Here is a 23,899-nt window from a genome sequence, read left to right as displayed (position 1 = left end):
CATCACGCCGCACACGAAGTTCAAGGCGCAGATTTACGTGCTGTCGAAGGAAGAGGGCGGCCGCCACACCCCGTTCTTCAAGGGGTACCGTCCGCAGTTCTACTTCCGCACCACGGACGTGACGGGCACGGTGAAGCTGCCGGACAACGTCGAGATGGTCATGCCGGGCGACAACATCGCCATCGAGGTGGAGCTCATCACCCCGGTTGCGATGGAGAAGGAGCTCCGGTTCGCCGTCCGCGAGGGTGGCCGTACGGTGGGCGCCGGCGTCGTTGCGGAGATCATCGCCTAGTCGGCTTCCCGCCGACCGGCTTTCACGGGCACTGAGTTGCGGAGGGGAGGGCTGCTTTTGTAGCCTTCCCTTCTCGCATCTGGTGAAATGAACCATGCCTAAGGGTAACCGTTCCATCATCTCGCTCGAGTGCACCACGTGCAAAGAGCGGAACTACACGACCACGAAGAACAAGCGGAAGAGCCAGGACAAGCTTGAGTTGAGCAAGTTCTGCCCTCGCTGCCGCAAGCACACGGACCACAAGGAAGGCAAGGTCTAGGTCGTCGGTTTCATGAAGGTTTAGGCCAGTAGCTCCAACGGTAGAGCAGCGGTCTCCAAATCCGCGTGTTGGGGGTTCGAATCCCTCCTGGCCTGCCAGCTTCAGTACAGGGACCCCCGGTACCGAGCGGTGCCGGGGGTCCCTGCCTTTTCGCAGTCCCGCTTCCGCAGTCCCTCGTGAGGCACCATGGCGACGGCATCTGAGGCCAGCCAGCAGGCTAACCGCTCGGGCATCGACCCCAAGCGGCTCGTGGTCATCTTCTATCTCGTCTCCGGCATCGTCCTGGCCCTCTTCCTGGAGCACGTCTTCGGGTTGCTCTGGAGCCGGTTCGGCTGGAGCGACGTGGAACTCTTCGAAGGCCTCGGCTGGCGCGTGTCGACGCTCGCGGGCTACGGGGTCGCCCTGGCCCTGATGCTGGCGGCCTACTTCCACCCTCGCACGCACGCACTCTCCATCGACGTGGCGGCCGAATTGATGAAGGTCACCTGGCCTACCTGGTCGGAGACCCGTGCGTCGACCATGGCCGTGGTCGTCGCCTCGCTGGTGGCGGCCGTTCTGCTCTTCTGCATCGACACCGTCGCCTACAACTTGATGGTGGAGTGGCTGCCTGCCCTGTGGGGGAAGCTGTAATGGCGAAGAAATGGTTCACGGTCCAGACCTACTCGAACTACGAGAACCAGGCGAAGAAGAACCTGGAAGAGCAGGTGCGCCTCAAGGGCCTGCAGGACCAGGATCTGATTGGTGAGATCCTCATCCCCATGGAGCAGGTCGTGGAGATGGTGAACGGCGAGAAGAAGACCACCCGCCGCAAGCTGTTTCCGGGCTACATCTTCGTCCAGATGGAGCTCAGCGACACCACCGTCCACCTGGTGAAGAACACCTCCAAGGTGACGGGGTTCCCGGGCGTCGGTCAGAACGAGCAGCCCCGGCCCATGTCGGACCGCGAGGTCGAGCGCCTCACCGCGCAGGTCACCGAGGGCGCCCACAAGGCCAAGCCCAAGGTCCAGTTCGAGACCAGCGACACGGTGCGCGTCATCGACGGTCCGTTCGCCAACTTCAATGGCACCGTGGAAGAGGTCAACCCGGAGAAGGGCCGCGTGCGCGTGCTCGTCAGCATCTTCGGTCGTGCGACCCCCGTGGAACTCGACTTCATGCAGGTGGAGAAGACCACCGGCTAGTTTCACAGGTCTTCCGCGCCCGGGTGACGGGCGCGGATCAACGGGTGGGAGGGTCGCCCCGTCTGGCGGCCCGTCGGAACCACCCTCTCGAAAGGCAGCAGTCCGCCGATGAAGAAGGTCACAGGTCAGGTCAAGTTGCAGATCCCCGCCGGCAAGGCGAACCCCGCCCCGCCGATTGGTCCCGCGCTCGGTCAGCAGGGCGTGAACATCATGGAGTTCTGCAAGCAGTTCAACGCCAAGACGCAGGCGGAGGCCAAGGAGGGTCTGATCATCCCGGTGATCATCACCGTGTATCAGGACCGCTCCTTCACCTTCATCCTGAAGACCCCTCCCGCCGCGATCCTCATCAAGAAGGCCGCGGGTCTCCACACGGAGAAGAAGAAGGGTTCGGGCGCGAAGAAGCCGGGCAAGGAGAAGGTGGGGCAGATCACCCGCAAGCAGCTCGAGGAGATCGCCAACAAGAAGATCCAGGACACCACCGCCGCGTCCCTCGAAGCCTGCATGAACACCATTGCCGGCACCGCGCGCTCCATGGGCATCGACGTCGTCGGCTAGCCCGCCCTACCTCTCAAGGATTCCTGCCATGGCTACCAATGGAAAGAAGTTCCGCGCGTCCAACGAGCTGGTGGACCGCAACAAGCGCTACGCCGTCGCCGAGGGCTTCGCGCTGCTGAAGAAGACGGTGGATGCCCGCGCGACGAAGTACGACCAGACGGTCGACGTCGCCATCAACCTGGGCGTGGACCCGAAGCACGCGGACCAGATGGTCCGTGGCGCCGTGGTGCTCCCGCACGGCACCGGCGCCACCGTGCGCGTGGCCGTGTTCGCCAAGGGCGAGCGCGCCACCGAGGCCACCAACGCCGGCGCGGACATCGTCGGCGCCGAGGACCTCCAGAAGCGCATCGAGGAGGGCTTCCTCGACTTCGACACCGTCATCGCGACGCCGGACATGATGGGTATCGTCGGCCGCCTCGGTAAGGTGCTCGGTCCCCGTGGCCTCATGCCGAACCCGAAGGTCGGCACGGTGACCATGGACGTCGCCAAGGCCATCCGCGACTCCAAGGGCGGTAAGGTCGACTTCCGCGCTGAGAAGGCGGGCATCGTACACGCGAAGATGGGCAAGGCCTCCTTCCCTGCGGACAAGCTCGAGGCGAACTTCAACGCGCTGGTGGACCTGGTGATGAAGCTCAAGCCGGCCACCGCCAAGGGCGTGTACCTGCAGGGCATCGCCATCTCGACGACCATGGGACCGGGCATCAAGCTCGACACCACGGAAATCCTGGCGCGTCACCGCTAATCGCGGCTGCCAGGACGGGCAGGGAAGGGTGCGCTCCCTGACGGGGAGCGTCAGTCCCGTCGCCCGTGAACGTCGGTCCGTTAGAAAGTGCTGGATCTTTGCGAAAGCCGGGGGTATAGGCCCCCGGCTTTTGCAATTGGGGCGCCATGTCGAGAGACGCGGCGTTCCGACCTGGTTCATGACAGCAGGGACCTGGATGGGAGAAGACGCGTCCGTTGGGAACCGGGCAACCGGTCGGGCCGTCCATCCGCTCCTGGTTCAAACGACCGCAAGGTCAGCCCTGCCGAGACTGGAGGTGCGGTGTGGTGCCTCTCGGAGGCTCCTCTCTCGCTCTGCCACTTTGGCCCAGGCATCACGCCCGACTGTCAGGTCGGGCCATGAAGGAGGTGAGTCAAGGTGCTGAAGAGCGAGAAGGAAGAAATGATCAAGGAGCTTCACGAGAAGTTCACCCGGACCAAGACCGCGGTGCTCGTGGAGTCCTCCAAGGTGAACGTCGAGACCGTTACCAAGCTGCGTCGCAAGTTCCGCGAGGGCAAGGTCGAGTACAAGGTCATCAAGAACACGCTGGCGCGCCGTGCCGCTCAGGGTACGACCGTCTCCGCGATCTCGGATGACTTCACCGGTCCCGTGGCGCTGTGCATCAGCTACGACGACGAGGTGGCTCCTGCGAAGATCCTGATGGATTTCATCAAGGACATGGAGACCATCAAGGTCCGTAGCGCCGTCGTCGCCGGTAACAAGGTCGACGCCAACGGCGTGAAGGCACTGGCGAAGCTGCCGGGCCTCAATGAGCTGCGCGGGATGTTGCTCGGCATGCTCAACCAGCCTGCAGGCAAGCTGGTCCGGACCATCGCGGCCCCCGGGTCGCAGCTCGCGCGCGTCATCCAGGCGCACGCGGACAAGGCGCAGGGTCAGTAATCGTCCCGAGAAGTTTTTCTACCGCAACCTCTTCGGCCGAGCCGCCCAAATGGGTCGCCGGCCGTTAGTCAACCAGAAGGAACAGTTCCATGGCCGATTTGAACGCGATTGCTGAAGAACTCTCGAAGCTCACCGTCCTCGAGGCGGGCGAGCTCGTGAAGCTGCTGGAGAACAAGTGGGGCGTTTCCGCCGCCGCCGTGGCCGTTGCCGCCGCGGGTCCCGCCGCCGCCGCCGCTCCTGTCGAGGAGAAGACGGAGTTCAACGTGGTGCTGGCGAACGCCGGCGCCAACAAGATCAACGTCATCAAGGAGATCCGCGCGATCACCGGCCTGGGCCTGAAGGAGGCCAAGGATCTGGTCGAGGGCGCGCCCAAGACGGTCAAGGAAGGCGTCAACAAGGACGACGCCAAGAAGATCAAGGACCAGCTCGTCGCGGCTGGCGCCACCGTCGAGATCAAGTAGTTCTGTACAGGGGCTACCCTGTTCTTCCGGGAAATCCCGGGTAGCCGCCTGATCGGATGAGCAGGCCGGCGCTCCCTTTGCTGGGGCGCCGGCTTTGCCCATTTGACATTTGCCAAATTTCCCGGCGCCGCCGCGCGTTACTGAAGTTTGCCCCGCCCGAGCAGCCGTCCCCGGAGACCGAATGCCGACGCAGATCCAGAACAATTTCCGCGTGCGGAAGACCTTCGCGAAAATCGCGAAGATCATCGACATTCCCAATCTCATCAACATCCAGAAGCAATCCTACGAGAAGTTCCTCCAGGCCGACATCGCCCCGGAGAAGCGTGAGGACCTTGGCCTTCAGGGTGTCTTCAAGTCCGTCTTCCCGATCCGGGACTTCAACGAGACCTCCTCGCTGGAGTTTGTGAGCTATCACCTGGAGAAGCCGAAGTACGACGTCGATGAGTGCCACCAGCGTGGAATGACCTACTCGGCGCCTATCAAGGTCGTCGTGCGCCTGGTCGTCTGGGACAAGGACGAGGAGACCGGCGCCCAGTCCATCCGCGACGTGAAGGAGCAGGAGGTCTACTTCGGCGAAATCCCGCTGATGACCCAGAACGGTACGTTCATCATCAACGGCACCGAGCGCGTCGTGGTGAGCCAGCTGCACCGCAGCCCGGGTGCGTTCTTCGACCACGACAAGGGCAAGAGCCACTCGTCGGGCAAGCTGCTCTACAACGCCCGCATCATCCCGTACCGCGGCTCGTGGATCGACTTCGAGTTCGACCACAAGGACCTGCTGTACGTGCGCATCGACCGGCGCCGCAAGCTGCCGGCGACCGTGCTCATCCGCGCCCTGGGCGCGGTCGGTGATACGGCGAAGAAGAACCCGCTCGACTTCAAGGGTTCCACCGAGGAAATCCTCAACTACTACTACGCCACCGAGACCATCTACCTGCAGAGCGCCGCGGACTTCGAGAAGTCCGTCGAGCTGGAGCTCCTGCCGGGTCAGCGCGCCACGCGCGACATCAAGACCAAGGCCGGTGAGCTGATCGTCAAGAAGAACCGCAAGTTCACGCGCGCCGCCATCAAGAAGCTCGAAGCGGCGAAGATGACCAAGCTGCCCATCGACGCGGACGAGCTCTTCACCAAGGTGTCCGCCTACGACGTGGTGGACGAGAACACCGGTGAGGTCATCCTCGAGTGCAACGAGGAGGTGTCCCAGGAGAAGGTGGACGAGCTCCTCAAGCGCGACATCAAGGAGTTCAAGGTCCTCTTCATCGACAACCTCAACGTGGGTCCGTACCTGCGTGAGACGTTGATGCTGGACAAGATCGAGTCGCCCGAGCAGGCCATCATGGAGATCTACCGGCGTCTGCGCCCGGGCGATCCCCCGACGCCGGAGACGGCGACGAACCTGTTCAGCAACCTGTTCTTCAACCCGGAGCGCTACGACCTGTCCAAGGTCGGCCGCCTCAAGCTGAACTTCAAGTTCAGCCTCGAGGAGCCCCTCGACGGTCAGATCCTGACCAAGCGCGACATCCTGGAGGTCATCCGCTACCTGATCGACCTGAAGAACGGCAAGGGCACGATCGACGACATCGATCACCTGGGCAACCGCCGCGTCCGCGCGGTGGGCGAGCTCTTGGAGAACCAGTACCGCATCGGCCTCGTCCGCATGGAGCGCGCGATCAAGGAGCGCATGAGCCTCCAGGAGATCGAGACGCTCATGCCGCACGACCTGATCAACGCCAAGCCGGTGACGGCGGTGATCAAGGAGTTCTTCGGGTCCAGCCAGCTGTCGCAGTTCATGGACCAGACGAACCCGCTCTCGGAAGTCACGCACAAGCGCCGTCTGTCCGCGCTCGGGCCTGGCGGCCTCACGCGTGAGCGCGCGGGCTTCGAAGTCCGCGACGTGCACCCGACGCACTACGGCCGCATCTGCCCCATCGAGACGCCGGAAGGCCCGAACATCGGCCTCATCGCGTCGCTGTCGACCTACGCGCGCGTCAACGAGTTCGGCTTCGTGGAGACGCCGTACCGCAAGGTGGACGCGGGCAGCGTGACGGGGGACGTGGCCTTCTACTCGGCGCTCGAGGAGGAGAAGCACACCATCGCCCAGGCGAACGCGGAGACGGACAAGAAGGGCAAGTTCGTCAACGCGCTGGTGCAGAGCCGCCGCAGCGGCGAGTTCGTCCAGGTCAAGGCCGAGGACGTGGACCTGATGGACGTGTCCCCGAACCAGCTGGTGTCGGTGGCCGCCTCCCTCATCCCGTTCCTGGAGAACGACGACGCGAACCGCGCGCTCATGGGCTCCAACATGCAGCGCCAGGCCGTGCCGCTGCTGCGCACGGCGGCGCCGCTCGTGGGCACGGGCATCGAGGCCATCGTGGCCCGCGACTCGGGCGTCACCTGCGTGGCGCGCCGTGACGGCATCGTGGAGTCGGTGGACGCCAGCCGCATCGTGGTGAAGGCGGACTCCAACGCGGCCCTGAGCGACGTGTCCAGCGAAGTGGACATCTACAACCTGCTCAAGTACCAGCGCTCCAACCAGAACACGTGCCTCAACCAGAAGCCCATCATCCGCAAGGGTGACCGGGTGAAGAAGGGCGACGTGATCGCGGACGGCCCGGCCACCGAGACCGGTGAGCTGGCGCTGGGACAGAACATCGTCGTCGCGTTCATGCCGTGGCAGGGCTACAACTTCGAAGACTCCATCCTGCTCAGCGAGCGCATCCTCAAGGAGGACGTCTTCACGTCCATCCACATCGAGGAGTTCGAGTGCATCGCGCGCGACACCAAGCTGGGCAAGGAGGAGATCACCCGCGACATCCCGAACGTGGGTGAGGAAGCCCTCAAGGACCTGGACGAGAGCGGCATCATCCGCATCGGCGCCGAGGTGAAGCCCGGCGACGTGCTGGTGGGCAAGATCACTCCGAAGGGCGAGACCCAGCTCTCCCCCGAAGAGAAGCTGCTGCGCGCCATCTTCGGTGAGAAGGCCGGCGACGTGCGCGACAGCTCGCTGCGCGTGCCCCCGGGCGTGGTCGGCACCGTCATCAACGCCAAGGTGTTCAGCCGCAAGGGCGTGGAGAAGGACGAGCGCGCCAAGCAGATCGAGTCCATGGAGGAGGCGAAGCTCCTCAAGGACCAGAACGACGAGATCAAGGTCCTCCAGGACTCCGCGTACAGCCGCCTGCGCGGCCTGGTCCGCGGCAAGGAGGTCCAGGGCAAGCTCGTGGACGACAAGGGGAAGATCCTCCTGAAGAAGGGGGACATCCTCAACGACGAGCTGCTGGCCACGGTGCCGTACAAGTACTGGGGCGAGATCTCCGTGGGCGACCCGCTGGACGCGCGCCTGCGCGACATCCTGCGCAACCTGGAGGAGACGAAGGAGGCCGTGAAGCTGGCCTTCGGCGAGAAGATCGCCCGCATCAAGAAGGGCGACGAGCTCCCCCCGGGCGTCATCAAGATGGTGAAGGTGTACGTCGCCATCAAGCGCAAGCTGGCGGTGGGCGACAAGATGGCCGGCCGCCACGGCAACAAGGGCGTCGTGTCCCGCGTCCTCCCCGAGGAGGACATGCCGTACCTGGAGGATGGCCGTCCGGTGGACATCGTCCTCAACCCGCTCGGCGTTCCGTCCCGAATGAACATCGGGCAGATCCTCGAGGTCCACCTGGGTTGGGCCGCGAAGGGCGTGGGCGAGCAGATCCAGCGCTACCTGGATGAGAACTTCAGCGGCGAGCAGCTCAAGAAGCAGCTGAAGACCATCTACGACGACAAGGCGTTCGGTGACTTCGTGGACGGCCTGTCCGACCCCGAAGTCCAGGACCTCTGCCGCCGCCTGAAGAAGGGCATCCACGTGGCGACGCCGGTGTTCGACGGCGCTCGCGAAACGGAACTGCACGCCCTCTTCGACGAGGGCCGGCTGCCGCGCTCCGGTCAGATGGTGCTCTTCGACGGCCGCACGGGTGAGCCGTTCGACCAGAACGTCACCGTGGGCGTGATGTACATGCTCAAGCTGCACCACCTGGTGGACGAGAAGATCCACGCCCGTTCCATCGGGCCCTACTCGCTCGTCACGCAGCAGCCCCTGGGCGGCAAGGCCCAGTTCGGCGGTCAGCGTCTGGGCGAGATGGAAGTCTGGGCGATGGAGGCCTACGGCGCGGCGTACACGCTGCAGGAGTTCCTCACGGTCAAGTCGGACGACGTGGTGGGCCGCACGCGCATGTACGAGGCGATCGTCAAGGGCGACAACGTCCTGGAGTCCGGCCTGCCCGAGTCGTTCAACGTGCTCCTCAAGGAGCTCCAGTCGCTGGCCCTGGACGTGGAGCTGCTGGAGAGCGCGCCCCCGGAGCGGCAGCGCAGCTTCGGCGGTGACTTCCTGGGCGGCGGCGACGGCGAGGACCGGAAGTCGGGGACCGAGGCCTAGGCCTTTTCAAAGAAGCCGGTGCGCCCGCCTGACCGGCTGGCTGCTTCCTCGTGGAGGGAGCAGCTGGCCGGGCGCAGGGCGGGGGCCCGAAACGTTTGGCGCCCTGAGCGCTCATAAGTTTTCGGAGGCAACGTGAAGGACATTTTCAACTTCTTCGAGAAGCCGAAGGACCCGCTGTCGTTCAACGCCATCCGCATCGCGCTGGCGTCGCCCGACAAGATCCGTCAGTGGTCGCACGGCGAGGTGAAGAAGCCGGAGACGATCAACTACCGCACCTTCAAGCCGGAGCGGGACGGCCTGTTCTGCGCCCGCATCTTCGGGCCGGTGAAGGACTACGAGTGCAACTGCGGCAAGTACAAGCGCATGAAGCACCGTGGCGTCGTGTGCGAGAAGTGCGGCGTGGAGGTCATCCAGTCCAAGGTGCGCCGTGAGCGCCTGGGCCACATCACGCTGGCCACGCCCGTGGCCCACATCTGGTTCCTCAAGTCGCTGCCCAGCCGCATCGGCAACCTGCTCGACATCACCCTCAAGGAGATGGAGAAGGTGCTGTACTGCGAGAGCTACATGGTCATCGACCCCAAGGCGACGCCGCTCCAGCGGGGCGAGCTGATCTCCGAGGAGAAGATGCACCGGCTCTTCCAGGAGCACGGTGAGGACTCGTTCAGCGCGGGCATGGGCGGCGAGGCCGTCCGCGAGATGCTCAAGTCCCTGGACGTGGAGAAGCTGTCCGAGGAACTGCGCAAGGACATGCGCGAGACCACCAGCGAGGCGAAGCGGAAGAAGTACGCCAAGCGCCTGAAGGTGGCGGAGGCGTTCCGCGTCTCCGGCAACAAGCCGGAGTGGATGATGCTGGACGTCATCCCGGTCATCCCGCCCGACCTGCGTCCGCTGGTGCCCCTGGACGGCGGTCGCTTCGCGACCTCCGACCTCAACGACCTGTACCGCCGCGTCATCAACCGGAACAACCGCCTCAAGCGGCTCCAGGAGCTGAACGCGCCGGACATCATCATCCGCAACGAGAAGCGGATGCTCCAGGAGGCCGTGGACGCGCTGTTCGACAACGGCCGCCGCGGCAAGACCATCACCGGCCCGAACAAGCGGCCGCTGAAGTCGCTGTCCGACATGCTCAAGGGCAAGCAGGGCCGGTTCCGCCAGAACCTGCTCGGCAAGCGCGTGGACTACTCGGGCCGCTCCGTCATCGTCGTCGGTCCCGAGCTGCGCCTGCACCAGTGCGGCCTGCCGAAGATCATGGCGCTCGAGCTCTTCAAGCCGTTCATCTACAACAAGCTCGAAGAGAAGGGCTACGTCACCACCATCAAGTCCGCGAAGAAGATGGTGGAGAAGGAGCGTCCGGAGGTCTGGGACATCCTCGAGGACGTGATCCGCGAGCACCCGGTGCTCCTAAACCGCGCCCCCACGCTGCACCGCCTGGGCATGCAGGCCTTCGAGCCCGTGCTCATCGAAGGCAAGGCCATCCAGCTGCACCCGCTGGTCTGCGCCGCGTTCAACGCGGACTTCGACGGCGACCAGATGGCCGTGCACGTGCCGCTGTCCATCGAGGCCCAGATGGAAGCGCGCGTGCTGATGATGTCGACGAACAACATCCTCAGCCCCGCGAACGGCAAGCCCATCATCGTCCCGACGCAGGACATGGTGCTCGGCATCTACTACATGACGCGCGCCCGCGAGTTCGCCAACGGCGAAGGCCGCGTGTTCGCGTCGCCGGACGAGGTGCGCGCCGCGTACGACCACGGCGAGGTCCACCTGCAGGCCAAGGTGGTGTGCCGCATCGACGGCAAGCGCAAGGAGACCACGGTCGGCCGCGTGCTGCTGTGGGAAGTCGTTCCGCGCCGCGTGGGCTTCGACGCCATCAACAAGGTGCTCGACAAGAAGTCGCTCGGTAACCTCATCGACCTCTGCTACCGCCTCACGGGCGAGAAGGAGACGGTGCTGCTGGCGGACCGCGTCCGCAGCGCGGGCTACTTCCACGCGACCCGCGCCGGTATCTCCATCGCGCTCAAGGACATGATCATCCCTGCGAAGAAGCAGGAGTTCCTGGACTACGCGCGCAAGGAAGTGGCGGAGATCGAGAACCAGTACCTGGAAGGCCTCATCACCGACGGTGAGCGCTACAACAAGGTCATCGATATCTGGGCGGAGATCACCGAGAAGGTCGCCCAGGAGATGATGCAGCAGATCTCCCAGGACGAGGCTTCCGGGGACGTCGACGGCAAGCGCGTGACGCGCAAGCAGCCGTCGTTCAACCCCATCTACATCATGGCCGACTCCGGCGCCCGCGGCAGCGCCCAGCAGATCCGCCAGCTGGCGGGTATGCGCGGCCTGATGGCGAAGCCCTCCGGCGAAATCATCGAGACGCCCATCACGGCCAACTTCCGTGAAGGCCTCTCCGTGCTCCAGTACTTCATCTCCACGCACGGCGCCCGCAAGGGCCTGGCGGACACGGCGCTCAAGACGGCCAACTCCGGTTACCTCACCCGCCGTCTCGTGGACGTGGCGCAGGACGCCATCATCAACGAGTACGACTGCGGCACCATGGACGGTCTGTTCATCGGCGCCCTGGTCGAGGGCGGCGAGATCATCGAGCCGCTGGGTGAGCGCATCCTGGGCCGCGTGGCCCTGGACGACATCCTCGACCCGGTGACGGGCGAGGTGCTGGTGCGCGCCAACGAGGAGATCGACGAGGAGCGCGTCCGCCGCATCGAGAACAGCGGTCTGGACAAGGTGAAGATCCGCTCGGTGCTCACCTGCCAGGCCAAGCGCGGCATCTGCGTGGAGTGCTACGGCCGTGACCTGGCGCGTGGCCGCAAGGTGTCCGTGGGCGAGGCCGTGGGCGTCATCGCGGCGCAGTCCATCGGTGAGCCGGGTACGCAGCTGACCATGCGCACCTTCCACATCGGTGGCGCGGCGACCCGTCGCGCGGAGCAGTCCAGCCTGGAGAACCGCTACGCGGGTTCCGTGAAGTTCGCGGGCCTGAACACGGTGCAGAAGGCGGACGGCACGCTGGTGGCCATGAACCGCAACGGCGAGATCGTCATCGTCGACGAGTCCGGCCGCGAGCGTGAGCGCTACCAGATCATCTACGGCGCCCGCATCCTGGTGAAGGAAGGCCAGAAGCTGGAGCCGGGCGTGCTGGTGGCCGAGTGGGACCCGTTCGCGATTCCCCTGCTCACGGAAGTGGGCGGTGTCGTGCGCTACGAGGACATCATCGAAGGCGTGACGATGTCCGAGACGCTCGACGAGGTCACGGGCCTGTCGCGCAAGACGGTCATCGAGTCCAAGGACCCGGAGGCGCGTCCGCGCGTCACCATCCGCGACGCGGCCGGCAACGTGAAGGACCTGCCGTCCTCCAAGAACCAGGCGAGCTACTTCCTGCCCCAGGGCGCGATCATCACGGTCAACGACCAGGATGAGATCTCCGCGGGTGAAGTCATCGCCAAGGTGCCGCGCGAGACGACGAAGACCAAGGACATCACGGGCGGTCTGCCCCGCGTGGCCGAGCTCTTCGAGGCGCGCAAGCCCAAGGACGCGGCGGCGATCGCGGAGATCGACGGCGTGGTGTCCTTCGGCAAGGACACCAAGGGCAAGCGCAAGCTCATCATCACCCCCGAGGTGAGCGGCGAGCAGCGCGCGGACTTGGCCAAGGAGTACCTGATCTCCAAGGGCAAGAGCATCAACGTCCACTCCGGCGACCGCGTGAAGGCCGGCGAGGCGATGATGGACGGCGCGGCCAACCCGCACGACATCCTCAAGGTGCTGGGCGAGAAGGAACTCGCTCGCTACCTGGTGGACGAAGTGCAGGAGGTCTACCGACTGCAGGGCGTGAAGATCAACGACAAGCACATCGAGACGATCGTCCGGCAGATGCTGCGCCGGGTGCGCGTCACCGACGTGGGCGACACCAACTTCCTGGTCGACGAGCAGGTCGAGAAGTGGGTGTTCGAGGAGGAGAACGAGAAGGTCATGTCCGAAGGGAAGCGCCCGGCCGTGGGCGAGCCCCTGCTGCTCGGCATCACCAAGGCGTCGCTCTCCACCGAGTCGTTCATCTCCTCGGCGTCGTTCCAGGAGACCACGAAGGTGCTCACCGAGGCCGCCATCAACGGCAAGGTGGACTACCTGCGCGGCCTCAAGGAGAACGTCATCATGGGCCGGCTCATCCCCGCCGGCACGGGCCTGCCGAACTACAAGCACCTCGACATCGAGGTGGAGAGCCCCACGGACGAGGTCAACGAGATGGAGGCCGCCCTGGCCGCCACCCACGGCGACACCGGCCCGCTGGCCCCTCCGCCGTCGCGGCCGGACACCCGGTCCACTGACGTCGCCTAGTGCTTGCGTAAGAAGCGTCCCTGACGCTTCCTGAGTCAGCCGCCGTCCTGGTGTCATGCCGGGGCGGCGGCTTTCTCGTTTTGCACACTCCGCTTCCTGTTTGCTTGACAGTATGTCGCGGTGCGTTATTTTGACGCATCACGTTGTGAGACCCGGAACACCCGGGGGGGAGCGCGACATGGCGACGACGACTGAGAAGGCTGACGCGAAGGCGGGCGTGACGCAGAACGTGGAGGCCTTCCTGAAGGGGCGGTTCTCCGAGGCGCAGAAGCGGTTCCAGGGCCTGGAAGGGGAGGCGAACAAGGCCTTCCGTGCGCTGGAGACGCGGGGCCAGGTGGCGGCGAAGGAGGTCCAGGAGCTGTGGACGAAGGTGCAGGCCGGTGAGCTGCGCGCCGACCCTCGCGTGCAGGAGCTGAGCAAGAAGGTGGACGCCGCGGGCGTAGAGCTGCGCAAGCGGTTGGATGGGCTCCAGACGAAGGTCGTGGAGGCGGTGGGAGTTGCCAGCCAGTCCCAGGTGGAGCAGATCACCCGGGAGCTGAACCGCCTTTCGAAGAAGCTGGATGTGCTCCTGAAGCCCACCCGTCGTGCCCACCCGTCGACCAAGAATTCGGGCGGCGCGGCGTCTTCTCCGCGGGCCTGAGCAGCGTTTCCATCACCCATGGGGTGTGCTTAGGTCGCAAACCCCTTTGAATGCCCAGGGTCCTTCCACGGGAAGGGCCCGGGGTAACTCCCGGAGCGACTTCATGGACAACAACACCGAGGCCCCCCGAGAGAAGACCTCCGTGGCGGAGGCATTCGAGCGGATCTGGAGCCAGGCGCTCCTGGCGGTGAACACGGCGGAGGAGGAGGCTTCCCGCGCCGTGCAGCGCGTGGCGTCCGTCGCGGGCTGGAGCCAGGACGAGGTGAAGCGCCAGGCCCGTGAGTTCGCGGAGCGGCTGACGGGGCACCGCAAGGACCTGGAGCACAACGTGGAGGAGCGGGTCCGCACGGCCCTGACCCTCCTGAAGCTGCCGCGCCGCGAGGAGCTGCAGGCGTTCGGTGCCCGCCTGGAGCGCCTGAACGAACGCATCCAGGCCCTGGAGCACCGGAAGTGAGAGGACCCGCCGCCTCGGGCGGCAGGTCGTTGGGAACGCGGTTCTTCGCGGGGCTGCATGCCCTGAGCAGCGGGTGCTCCCGGCTCCCGCTGCTCGCGGGCGTGGCGCTCGTGGTGTCCGCTCGGGTGGTGCCCCTCCTGGAGGAGTCCGCCCCCCAGCCCATGGTCCCCGAGGTGGTGGCGCAGGAGGTCGTCTCCGAGGAGGCGGCCCTCATCGACGCCGTGCTGGCCAAGCGCGCCCCGGACCTGGGGCTCACGCTGCGCCGGCGGCTGGGGCAGGCCATCGACGAGGAGTCGCGCCGCACGGGGTATGACCCGCTGCTGGTGCTGGCCCTCATCGACGTGGAGTCCGACTTCGAGGAGGAGTCCGTCTCCGAGAAGGGCGCCCGGGGCCTGATGCAGATCAAGCCCAGCACGCTGCACTTCCTGGCGGAGAAGGAAGGCCTGCGGCTGTCGCGCGAGGAGGTGGTGGCGGATCCCGCCGTCTGCGTGCGCCTGGGCATCCGCTACCTGCGCAACCTGCAGGGCCGCTTCGGCGGCGACCTGGACCTGGCGCTGATGGCCTACAACGCCGGCCCCACGCGCATCCGGGACGCCATGAAGGCAGGGGAGCTGGAGAAGTTCCGCCGCTACCCCCGGGCCGTGCGGCGCGATTTCCGCCGCTTCCGCGAGGGCCACGGCCTGGGCGGGGACTGGGCGCTCGCGCAGCGTGAGCTGCCGCCACCAGCGCCCGACGAGACGCCGACCGCGACGCCCTGACGGCGTTCGCGGCTGGACTGGAAGACGGGCCCCCGGGTGAATGTTCGGGGCGGCGGAGCGCTCCAAGGAGGGCCGTCACCGCCTTGTCCCGCTCCCCCGGGTGCGCTAAGTCGTTCGCAAGCTCCCGGGACTGTTGAGGATTCCTGAGGAGGAATGCCCCCATGCCCCGTCCGTCCGCCCGCATTGCCATCACCGTCGCGGCCTCGCTCGTCCCCATGCTGGCCCTGGCCGGCTCGGTCTTCCTGAACGGCGTGAAGATCGACGGAGTGACGAACACGCGCTTCGAGAAGGCCACCGTCCGCATCGACGCGGAGGGGAACGTCCACATCGACGCGCCGGGGTACGCCGCCCGCGTGACGAACGTGACGCCCACGCCCGCGACACCCTCCACCGCCACGCCTCCGGCAGCCGCGCCTCCGGCAGCCGCGCCGGTGGACGCGGGTGTCGTCGCGCAGGCCCCCGCGCCGGCCGCTCCCGCGGCTTCCCCGGCCGTGCCGGGACGCATCTCCCAGCGCTACTGGCTGGTGACGGAGCAGACGACGCCGGGCATGACGGACTTCGACATCGACGTGTACGTGAACTCGCGCTGGCTGCGCCGTCTGCGCAACAACGAGGACCAGGTGGTGGTGGACATCACCAGCCAGTTGCGTCCCGGCGCGAACGCGGTGACGCTGATTGCCCGCAAGCAGAGCACGGGCAGCCGCCGCAGCACGTCGCCCGGGAACGTCTTCAAGGTGATCATCGGCGAGGGGAACGAGGGCGGCGGCAACGTGATGATTGACACGCCCCTCATCCGCTTCCAGAAGACGGCTGCGGACATGCAGGACGCGACCGAGGAGTTCACGCTCACCACCCGTTAGGGTGCGCGGGAAGGGAGACGACGGTGTTCACCATCGACGAGCGCTACCGGGGCCTTCCCGCCAACCGCGACCAGGTGCTCGCGCTGCACCTGGCCCTCAACACGCCGCACGTGGCCATTCCCGGCAAGCAGGCCGGGCCCGCGCAGGCCTTCGTGGTGGGGCTGCGCGGCGGGCAGGGCGCGGGCGTCTTCGTGTACCTGTACCTCGTGGAGGCGGGGGACTGCGCGGTGTACGTGTCCGGCCGGCGCATCCAGTCCGCGGAGGAGCTGCGCGAGGACGAGGACGACGCGCTCGCGTTCGTGGAGTCGCTGGGCTTCATGATGGACAACGCGAACTGGCGCGCCGCGGCCCCCGCGCAGCAGGACGAGTGGCTGAAGACGCTGCCCGTGTTCTTCCGGGAGCCCACGCTCGTGCCCGCCGTGAAGGCCCGCGCCGAAGAGAAGCGCAACGTCGCCACCACCCTGGGCCGCTTCCTGGCCGCGTTCTGACCCTCCACCCTGGATTGGCACCCATGTCCCGCATCACTTCCTCCTGCTTCCTCGCGTTCGCGCTCGCGTCGGCGGGCTGTGCGCACGTCCCCACGGAGAAGGAGCGCCAGAGCTCGGAGATCCACTACGACCTGGGCATCCAGGCACAGCAGCACGGCCACGTGCAGGACGCGCTCCAGGAGTACCAGAAGGCGCTGGAGCAGAACCCGGGCAACCCGGAGGCCCACAACGCGGTGGGCGTGCTGCTGCACCTGTCCTTCCGGCGGCTCGACGAGGCGTCGTCCCACTACGAGAAGGCGCTGCAGCTGCGGCCGTCCTTCTCCGACGCGCGCACCAACCTGGGCAACCTGCGCCTGGATCAGGGCCGCTACGACGAGGCCATCAAGCTGTACGAAGAGTCGCTCAACGACATGCAGTACCGCCACGGCTACTCCGCGCAGGGGAACCTGGGCTGGGCGCTCTACAAGAAGGGCGACACGGCGAACGCGCTGCAGAACATCAAGTCCGCCGTCACCACCAACCCGGACTTCTGCCTGGGCTACAAGAACCTGGGCATCATCTACGACGAGACGGGCAAGACGGAGGAGGCGTGCCGGCAGTTCGGGAACTACCGTGAGAAGTGCCCGGACGTGGCGGATGCGTATCGCCGCGAAGGCGTGTGCCAGGCGAAGCTCGGGCGGGTGGAGGAGGCGAAGAAGGCGTTCGCGGGCTGCGAGGCCAAGGCCCAGCCCAACGAGCAGGTGCTCAAGGACGACTGCCGCTCACTGCTGGACCACCTCTAGCCGCGGGGGCCCCGAAAGACCGTGGATCACGTCGACTTCGGCAAATACCTCAGCCAGCAGCGCGAGCTTCGCGGCCTGTCGCGCGAGGACGTCTCCCGGGAGACGAAGATTCCCCCCAGCCTCGTCGCGGCGCTGGAGGCGGGGCAGGTGGAGCGGCTGCCCGAGCGCGTGTTCGTGCTGAACTACATCCGCGCGTACGCGCAGGTCATTGGCCTGTCGCCGGAGGAAGCGGCGCTGCGCTACGAGGAGGTGGACCGGGCGGTGCCCGCGCCTTCGCCGGCGCAGCTCGAGAAGGCGCGGCGCAAGCGGGCGTACGTCATCCTGGCCGTGCTGCTGGCGGTCCTGCTCCTGGGCGCGGGGCTGTTCCTGGTGCTGTCCGGGAAGCTTCCGCCCCCCGCGGCGCGTTGAAGAGGGATCATGGAGCGGTACGCCGACGACGCGTTCGTGCTGTCCACGGTCGACTATGGTGAGTCCGACCGGCTGGTGACGCTGCTCACGCGTGAGCACGGCAAGCTGACCGCGTTCGCCGCGGGCGCGCGCAAGAGCAAGCGCCGGTTCGCGGGGGCGCTGGAGCCGTTCATGCGGCTGCGCGTGCAGCTCGTGGAGACGCGCGGCAGCACGGTGCGCATTGATTCAGCGGACATCGTCACGGGCTTCTACGCCGCGCGCGAGGACCTGTCGCTCATCGCCCGGGCGCTGTACGCGGTGGAGCTGTGCCGCGAGCTCACGCGCGAACATGAACCGCACCCGGAGCTGTTCGAGCTGGTGGAGGGCTACCTGCACCGGCTGGACGCGAAGGAGGCCGGGCCCACGTCGCTGCTCGCGTTCGAGCTGGCGGCGCTGGCGCAGGCGGGCTTGATGCCGCGCTTCGACTCCTGCTCGCTGTGCGGCGGTCTGCCCGGCGAGCGGCCCCGGTTCGACCAGGGCCACGGTGGCGCGGTGTGCGAGCCGTGTGGCGGACGCGCGCGTGACTCGGTGCCGGTGCCGGTGGCGCTGCTGACCGGGCTGCGCTCGCTTCAGGAAGGCCAGCGCACGCCGCTGCCCGCGGACCTCCGTGCGCGGGCTCGGGGCCTGCTCAACGTCTTCATCGCGCACCACGTGGGCCGCAAGCTCAAGAGCGTGGACTTCATGGCGCAGGTGGGCCTGGACTGACGGGCAGCACGCGGTCCCCAGGGGGAGCTGTCATGCACGAAGCCGGGCCGCTGGACGTGGTGTGTGTCGGCGAAACGCTGGTGGACTTCCTTCCCGTGGCCGGCGGCGCCACCCGCGTGCGGGACGTGGAGGCCTGGAAGCCATCGCCGGGGGGCTCGCCGGCCAACGTCTCCGTGGGGCTCTCGCGGTTGGGCCTGCGCTCGGCGATGGTGGGCGTGGTGGGCTCCGACGAGTTCGGCCACTTTCTTCGCGACCGGCTGGCGGCGGACGGCGTGGACGTAAGCCGCCTGCGCCAGGTGGACCACGCGCGCACGGGCCTGTTGTTCGTCTCGCTGGACGCGCATGGCGAGCGCAGCTTCACGTACTTCCGGACCCGGTCCGCGGAGTTCCTGCTGGACGACTCCGACGTGGACGCTGGCTTCGTGCTCAGCGCGAAGGCGCTGCACTGCGGCTCCAACTCCCTGCTCCTGCCGGAGGCGCGCGAGGCCATGGTGCGCATGCTCACCCTGGCGCGTGAGGCCGGGATGCTGGTGAGCTGTGATCCGAACCTGCGGCTGCACATGTGGACCCAGCCCGAGGAGCTGCGAGCCCTCCTGGGGCGCATGCTCCCGCTGTGCACCGTGGTGAAGCTGTCCGAGGAGGAGATCCACTTCGCGACCGGCGAGCACTCGCCCGAGGCGGCCCTGCACGTCCTGGCCGCGCAGGGCGTGCGGCTGCCCGTGGTGACGCTGGGCCCTCGCGGCGCGGTGTTCCTCTGGCGGGGCGAGGTCCTCTCCGTTCCCGCGCCCCAGGTGACGGTGGTGGACACGACAGGCGCGGGTGACGGCTTCGTGTCCGCCATGTTGAGCGGCCTGGTGCGCTGGTACGGCGACGCGCGCTCGCTGGAGGAGGCGACCCGCGAGGAGCTGGTCGCGCTGATGACCTTCGCGGCGGGCGTGGGGGCCCGGGTGGTGACAAGGCTGGGGGCGGTGTCGGCGCTCCCCCTGGCATCCGAAGTGGAGGGGCTGCTGCCTGCTCGGCCCACCATGCGACGCAGCGCGCGCTGACGGGAAGCACCGCGCCGGGTCAGGCTCGTGTGCTTCGCTGCGTCCTGCGTGGCCCACCATCCCATCCAGGAGGGACCGATGAGCGACACCCGCGAGAATGCATCCTCCGCTCCGGCGCGTGTCCGGGGGCTGGAGCAGATCGACCGGCTGTCGGTGCCCCTGCCGCATGGCACCGAGGTCACGACCCGCGTGGAGCGTGTGGCGTCCGGGGGACGCCGCATCCCCCAGGGCGTGGTGGGCCGCGTGGTGCGCGCGCATGACGGCGGCTTCGACGTGCAGATCGTCGGCGTGGGGGAGGTGTGGTTCGCGCGCGACGAGCTGGTACCCCGGCGCGCGGGACAGGTGCAGTTCGCCCAGCGGCGCGAGGCGGCCTGGGGCGCGCTGCGGCCGTGCGTGGTGCTGGAGACGCGCGTGGGCAGTCATGCGTGGGGGCTCGCGGATGAGCGCTCCGACGTGGACGTGCGCGGTGTGTTCGCGCTGCCGCTTCCGTGGAAGCTCGGCCTGGGGCAGCCGCCGCAGGACCTGGTGAGCGCGGATGGCAGCACCACGTACTGGGAGGTCCGCAAGACGGTGGAGCAGGCGCTGCGCGCGGATCCGAACACGCTGGAGACCCTCTTCGTCCCCGGCGCGACGGCGGTGGACGAGCTGGGCACGTGGGTGCTGGAGGCTCGCGAGGCGTTCGTCTCCAAGGCCATCTTCGGCAGCTTCGGGCGCTACGCCATGAGCCAGCTCGACAAGCTCACCCGCAGCCAGCGGCTGGCCGAGCACCGCGACCTGCTCCTCGCGTGGCTGTGCGAGGAGCCCACTCCGGACCTGGACGAAGTGGCCCGCCGCCTGTCCGCCGTGTCGCCTCGTGCCGCGCCCACGCCCGAGGACGCGGTGCTCGCGGCGAAGACGTACGTCAAGCAGCTCTACCGCTCGCTCTGGGACCAGGGGCTGCTCGCGTCGAACGACTTCGCGGCGCTCACTGCGTACGCGCGCGGCGGCGGTCAGCGTCCTCCGTCCGCCCGGGAGCTGCGGCCGAAGAACGCCTACAACCTGCTGCGGCTGGTGGCGCTGGCGACCGGCTGGCTGCGCGACGGTGTGCCCTCCTTCGAGGCGACGGGGGCGTTGAAGGCGCGGCTGCTCGACATCAAGGGTGGACAGGTGCCACTGGAGGACGTGCTGCGCGACGCCGAGGCGATGGCTCCGGCGTTGGAGGCCGCGCACCGCGAGAGCCGGCTGCCGGAGCATCCGGACTACGCCCGCGCGGACCGGCTGCTGCGGCGCGTGGGGGACGAGGTGGCGCGGCGCTGGGTCTTGAAGGCGCCCGGACCGCTGGGCCGTGACGCGCCGGAGGCTCCGGCGCTGGAAGGAGGGACGGAATGAAGGGCAGGGTGACGGAGCATCAGGAGCGCATGGCGGACCGCGTGCTGGACGCGGAGTCCCTCCAGCGCGAGCACCTGGTCATCTCGCTGTCCGGCGCGCATGCGTACGGCTTCCCGTCGCATGACAGCGACCTGGACCTCAAGGCCATCCACATCGCGCCCACCGCCGCGCTCCTCGGCCTCCAGCCCCGGCACGTGCCGGCGGAGCGGCTGGAGGTGCTGGAGGGCGTGGAGGTGGACTACTCGTCCAACGAGCTGCAGCCCGTGCTGCTGGGCATCCTCCAGGGCAACGGCAACTACCTCGAGCGGGTGCTGGGGGCCATCACCGTGCGGGCCCTGCCGGAGCTGGAGGCGCTGCGGCCGCTGGTGCGGGCCGTGCTGTCGCGGCGCATCCACCGGCACTACCGCGGCTTCGCGCAGGGGCAGTTGCGCGAGTGGGAGAAGAGCGGATTCCGCTCCGTGAAGAAGTTGCTGTACGTGCTGCGCACCGCGCTCACCGGGACGCATGCGCTGCGCACGGGCGAAGTGGAGACGGACGTCACCGTCCTGCTGGAACCGTATGGCTTTGGCGAAGCCCGCACGCTGGTGGAGCGCAAGCGGAGCGGTGAGCGCATCGAGCTGACCGACGCGCTCAGCGAAGCGTGGCAGCGGGAGGTGACGCGCGCCTTCGCGGTGCTCGACGCGGCGGACGCGGCCTCCTTGTTGCCTCTGGAGCCACAACCGGCGGCCGTGGCCGCGCTCGAGGCCTGGATGCTCGACGTGCGGCGGTGGCGGTTCGGCGCCTAATCCGCTTTCACCGGGCTCCGAAGCCCGGGGGGACCGTCTGGAAAGACGGTCATCGACCTGGGAGGGTTCGGCGGGTAACATCCGCCCCCGCATGAGCACGCAGGGAGTCGCCGGAGACGATCCCGACCGGGGGCGGCGCATTGGAAAGTACGAGATCCTCACCCGACTCTCGATGGGCGGGATGGCGGAGCTGTTCCTCGCGTACACCTCCGGCCCCGGTGGCTTCCGCAAGTTCGTGGCGGTGAAGCAGATCCTCCCCGACATCAAGAAGGACGACCAGTTCGTCAAGATGTTCCTCGACGAGGCGCGCATCACCGCGGCCTTCTCGCACGCGAACATCGGACAGGTGTTCGACCTGGGTGAGGAGGACGGCGAGCTGTACCTCGCCATGGAGTTCCTGCCCGGCCAGAACCTGGAGCAGGTGGTGAAGATGGCGGAGCGGCGCAAGTACGCGCTGCCGCTGGGCTTCAGCGCGCGCGTGATTCGCGACACGTGCCTGGGCCTGCACTACGCCCACCACTTCATGGATCCGTCGGGCCGCCCGGTGGCGGTGGTGCACCGCGACGTGTCCCCGAAGAACGTGATGCTCACCTACGACGGCGTCGTGAAGGTGATCGACTTCGGCATCGCCAAGGCGCGCGGCAAGCTGGGCCGCACGCAGGTGGGCACCGTGAAGGGGACCAGCGGGTACATGTCCCCGGAGCAGGTGCGCAACAAGGACCTGGATGGCCGCAGCGACCAGTTCTCCACGGGCGTGATGCTCCACGAGCTGCTGGCGGGACAGCGCCTGTTCAACGCCCCCGGCGAAGCCGCCGTGATGATGCAGATCGTGGACGGGGACATCCCCGCGCCGCGCTCGCTCAACGCGGCCGTGCCGGAGGCGCTGGAAGCCGTGGTGCTCAAGGCGCTGTCGCGCGATGCCACCCAGCGCTTCGGCACCTGCCGGGAGATGGCGCGCGCCATCGAGGCCACGCTGGGCTCCGAGCTGTTCGACGAAGACCAGATGACCGCCGTCATGGGCGAACTCTTCGAGGAGAAGCGCCAGAAGACGCGCACGCTCCTGGAACTGGCCAGCCGCGCCGAGGACGCCCGCGTCAGCGAAGCCGCCGGTGCGCTCCAGGTGGAGGAGGGCAGTGAGCAGGCCGCCTCCGCCGCCACCGCGCAGGTGAAGTCGCCGCACGCGGAGGCCCCGCCCGCGGACGTCGCGGCGTCCTTCAAGCCCACGCCTGTCCGTCGCACCGCGGCCGAGCCCACGGCGCCCGCGCCCCGCGCCACCCCGCGTCCCGCCAATGAAGCCGTGGAGGCCCGCGCCTCTCGCCTCAGCACGCCCGCCGTGACGCCGCGCGCACAGCGGCCCTCGGGGCCTGACGGGACGCCCATTCCGCGGGTCATCCGTCCTCCTGCTGACGCCGTGCGGCCCTCGAGGGCCCGTCCCAGCGCGCGGCCCGAGCCCTCCGAGGCTCGCGACGCGGCCGAGTCCGACGGGCTGATGGATCCGCCCAGCGAGCTCCAGACCCAGCGCTTCAAGGCCCGTCCGGTGCGCGGCACCTCGCGGCCCTCACGCCAGGTGGAGGAAGCGGAGTCCGTTGAAGCGCCCTCCGTTGCCCCGCCCGCTCGCGAGGGCTCCGGCTGGGGCATGCGGTTGTTCCTGCTCCTCATCCTGGGCGGCGTGGCCTACATGGCGACGCTCGAACCCGTGCGCCGCGTGTTCATGCCGGCGTTCGACTCCGCGAAGCAGTGGGTGAAGGCGGAGCTGGATCCGGCTCCGCCCGTGGACCCCGCCGCGAACGGGCAGTGGCCGCCGAAGCCCTCCGGTCCTCCGCCGGGCTTCGTCCAGAAGACGACCCCCGAGCCCGAGCCCGAGCAGGCGCCGGTGGAGGCTCCGCCCACGCCCGAGCCGGTGGTGGCAGCGACCGCCGCCGACACGAAGAAGGCCCCCGCCGGCAAGGGGGCACGCAAGACGAAGCCGGCCGCCACGACGGACGCGCCGCCCGCGGTGGCCAAGGTGGAACCGCGCCCCGCGAAGCCCGAGCCCTCGGAGCGGCCTCCGGAGCCCGTCACCACCGTCACCCAGGTGGAGAACCCGGAGGTGCTCGACACGACCACCTCGAAGGGCGCGGCGAAGGCGGGCCTGGGGTGGCTGACGCTCTACACCGTGCCGAAGAACGCGGCGGTGTTCGACGGCGCCACGCAGCTGGGCACGTCCCCGTTGATCAAGTTCCCCCTGCCCATCGGGACGTACCGGTTGCGCGTGGTGGACCCGCAAGACCCCGGCGGTACGAGCAAGCTGTTGTCCGCTCCCATCCGTCCCGGCGAAGTGACGAAGCTGCAGATTCGACTGGCCGACCTCCCGGCCTACTCGAACTGACCGCCGTCCTTGACGCTCCTGGACCCCCTCACTAGGGTCCG

Annotated in this window: 21 protein-coding genes, 1 tRNA gene and 1 pseudogene; all 23 read left to right on the top strand. The window is 67.7% G+C overall.

Annotated features, from left to right (window positions below; translation table 11 throughout):
• Nucleotides 1-292: pseudogene (gene tuf / locus D7W82_RS16950) on the top strand (elongation factor Tu); the annotation flags it as partial.
• A gap of 94 nt (nt 293-386) precedes the next feature.
• Nucleotides 387-551, top strand: a complete 165-nt coding sequence (gene rpmG, locus D7W82_RS16945) for a 50S ribosomal protein L33 (RefSeq protein WP_002617522.1) — start codon at nt 387-389, stop codon at nt 549-551.
• Between the two features lie 22 nt (nt 552-573).
• Nucleotides 574-649, top strand: a tRNA-Trp gene (locus D7W82_RS16940).
• 88 nt (nt 650-737) lie between these two features.
• Nucleotides 738-1,181 (top strand): preprotein translocase subunit SecE, encoded by a 444-nt coding sequence (secE, locus tag D7W82_RS16935; RefSeq protein WP_120619348.1) that lies wholly within the window; start codon nt 738-740, stop codon nt 1,179-1,181.
• Nucleotides 1,181-1,729 (top strand): transcription termination/antitermination protein NusG, encoded by a 549-nt coding sequence (gene nusG, locus D7W82_RS16930; protein ID WP_014397772.1) that lies wholly within the window; start codon nt 1,181-1,183, stop codon nt 1,727-1,729. The genes secE and nusG overlap by 1 nt, the downstream gene beginning before the upstream one ends.
• A gap of 108 nt (nt 1,730-1,837) precedes the next feature.
• A complete protein-coding gene (gene rplK, locus D7W82_RS16925; protein WP_120577859.1) occupies nt 1,838-2,284 on the top strand; it encodes a 50S ribosomal protein L11 in 447 nt (148 codons plus the stop codon).
• A gap of 28 nt (nt 2,285-2,312) precedes the next feature.
• Nucleotides 2,313-3,026: a 50S ribosomal protein L1 gene (gene rplA, locus D7W82_RS16920; protein ID WP_120619347.1), complete on the top strand. Its 714-nt coding sequence runs from the start codon at nt 2,313-2,315 to the stop codon at nt 3,024-3,026.
• A 396-nt stretch (nt 3,027-3,422) separates the two neighbouring features.
• Nucleotides 3,423-3,944, top strand: coding sequence for a 50S ribosomal protein L10 (gene rplJ, locus D7W82_RS16915; RefSeq protein ID WP_120619346.1), 522 nt, complete (start codon nt 3,423-3,425; stop codon nt 3,942-3,944).
• Nucleotides 3,945-4,033: 89 nt separating this feature from the next.
• Nucleotides 4,034-4,405, top strand: a complete 372-nt coding sequence (gene rplL / locus D7W82_RS16910; protein WP_120619345.1) for a 50S ribosomal protein L7/L12 — start codon at nt 4,034-4,036, stop codon at nt 4,403-4,405.
• 181 nt (nt 4,406-4,586) lie between these two features.
• The gene (gene rpoB, locus D7W82_RS16905) at nt 4,587-8,813 is read left to right on the top strand and encodes a DNA-directed RNA polymerase subunit beta (protein ID WP_120619344.1); all 4,227 of its coding nucleotides are present in this window, start codon (nt 4,587-4,589) and stop codon (nt 8,811-8,813) included.
• A 132-nt stretch (nt 8,814-8,945) separates the two neighbouring features.
• Complete coding sequence (gene rpoC / locus D7W82_RS16900) at nt 8,946-13,157, top strand: DNA-directed RNA polymerase subunit beta' (RefSeq protein WP_120619343.1); 4,212 nt, start codon at nt 8,946-8,948, stop codon at nt 13,155-13,157.
• Nucleotides 13,158-13,335: 178 nt separating this feature from the next.
• Nucleotides 13,336-13,797: a hypothetical protein gene (locus tag D7W82_RS16895; protein ID WP_120619342.1), complete on the top strand. Its 462-nt coding sequence runs from the start codon at nt 13,336-13,338 to the stop codon at nt 13,795-13,797.
• Nucleotides 13,798-13,900: 103 nt separating this feature from the next.
• On the top strand, nt 13,901-14,251 hold the full coding sequence (locus D7W82_RS16890; protein WP_120568125.1) for a phasin family protein: 351 nt from the start codon (nt 13,901-13,903) through the stop codon (nt 14,249-14,251).
• Complete coding sequence (locus D7W82_RS16885; protein WP_120619341.1) at nt 14,248-15,009, top strand: lytic transglycosylase domain-containing protein; 762 nt, start codon at nt 14,248-14,250, stop codon at nt 15,007-15,009. Before D7W82_RS16890 ends, D7W82_RS16885 begins: the two co-directional genes overlap by 4 nt.
• 161 nt (nt 15,010-15,170) lie before the next feature.
• Entirely contained in the window at nt 15,171-15,869 is a 699-nt protein-coding gene (locus D7W82_RS16880; protein WP_120619340.1) for a hypothetical protein, read from the top strand.
• Between the two features lie 23 nt (nt 15,870-15,892).
• Nucleotides 15,893-16,357, top strand: a complete 465-nt coding sequence (locus D7W82_RS16875; protein WP_120619339.1) for a social motility and stimulation tgl protein — start codon at nt 15,893-15,895, stop codon at nt 16,355-16,357.
• 23 nt (nt 16,358-16,380) lie between these two features.
• A complete protein-coding gene (gene tgl, locus D7W82_RS16870) occupies nt 16,381-17,139 on the top strand; it encodes a social motility TPR repeat lipoprotein Tgl (protein WP_120619338.1) in 759 nt (252 codons plus the stop codon).
• Nucleotides 17,140-17,160: 21 nt separating this feature from the next.
• On the top strand, nt 17,161-17,547 hold the full coding sequence (locus D7W82_RS16865; protein WP_120568121.1) for a RodZ family helix-turn-helix domain-containing protein: 387 nt from the start codon (nt 17,161-17,163) through the stop codon (nt 17,545-17,547).
• A 9-nt stretch (nt 17,548-17,556) separates the two neighbouring features.
• Nucleotides 17,557-18,291, top strand: a complete 735-nt coding sequence (gene recO, locus D7W82_RS16860; protein WP_120619337.1) for a DNA repair protein RecO — start codon at nt 17,557-17,559, stop codon at nt 18,289-18,291.
• Between the two features lie 32 nt (nt 18,292-18,323).
• Nucleotides 18,324-19,337, top strand: a complete 1,014-nt coding sequence (locus D7W82_RS16855; protein ID WP_120619336.1) for a carbohydrate kinase — start codon at nt 18,324-18,326, stop codon at nt 19,335-19,337.
• A gap of 78 nt (nt 19,338-19,415) precedes the next feature.
• Nucleotides 19,416-20,705 carry a DNA polymerase beta superfamily protein gene (locus D7W82_RS16850; protein ID WP_120619335.1) on the top strand — a complete coding sequence of 430 codons (1,290 nt, stop codon included), beginning with the start codon at nt 19,416-19,418 and terminating at the stop codon, nt 20,703-20,705.
• Nucleotides 20,702-21,490, top strand: coding sequence for a DNA polymerase beta superfamily protein (locus tag D7W82_RS16845; RefSeq protein WP_199727769.1), 789 nt, complete (start codon nt 20,702-20,704; stop codon nt 21,488-21,490). Before D7W82_RS16850 ends, D7W82_RS16845 begins: the two co-directional genes overlap by 4 nt.
• A 91-nt stretch (nt 21,491-21,581) precedes the next feature.
• Nucleotides 21,582-23,858 (top strand): serine/threonine-protein kinase, encoded by a 2,277-nt coding sequence (locus D7W82_RS16840; protein ID WP_120619334.1) that lies wholly within the window; start codon nt 21,582-21,584, stop codon nt 23,856-23,858.
• Nucleotides 23,859-23,899 lie beyond the last annotated feature (41 nt).

This window comes from Corallococcus sp. CA049B, from assembly GCF_003611685.1.
Lineage (GTDB): Bacteria > Myxococcota > Myxococcia > Myxococcales > Myxococcaceae > Corallococcus > Corallococcus coralloides.
This window is presented reverse-complemented; position numbering and strand designations above follow the sequence as displayed.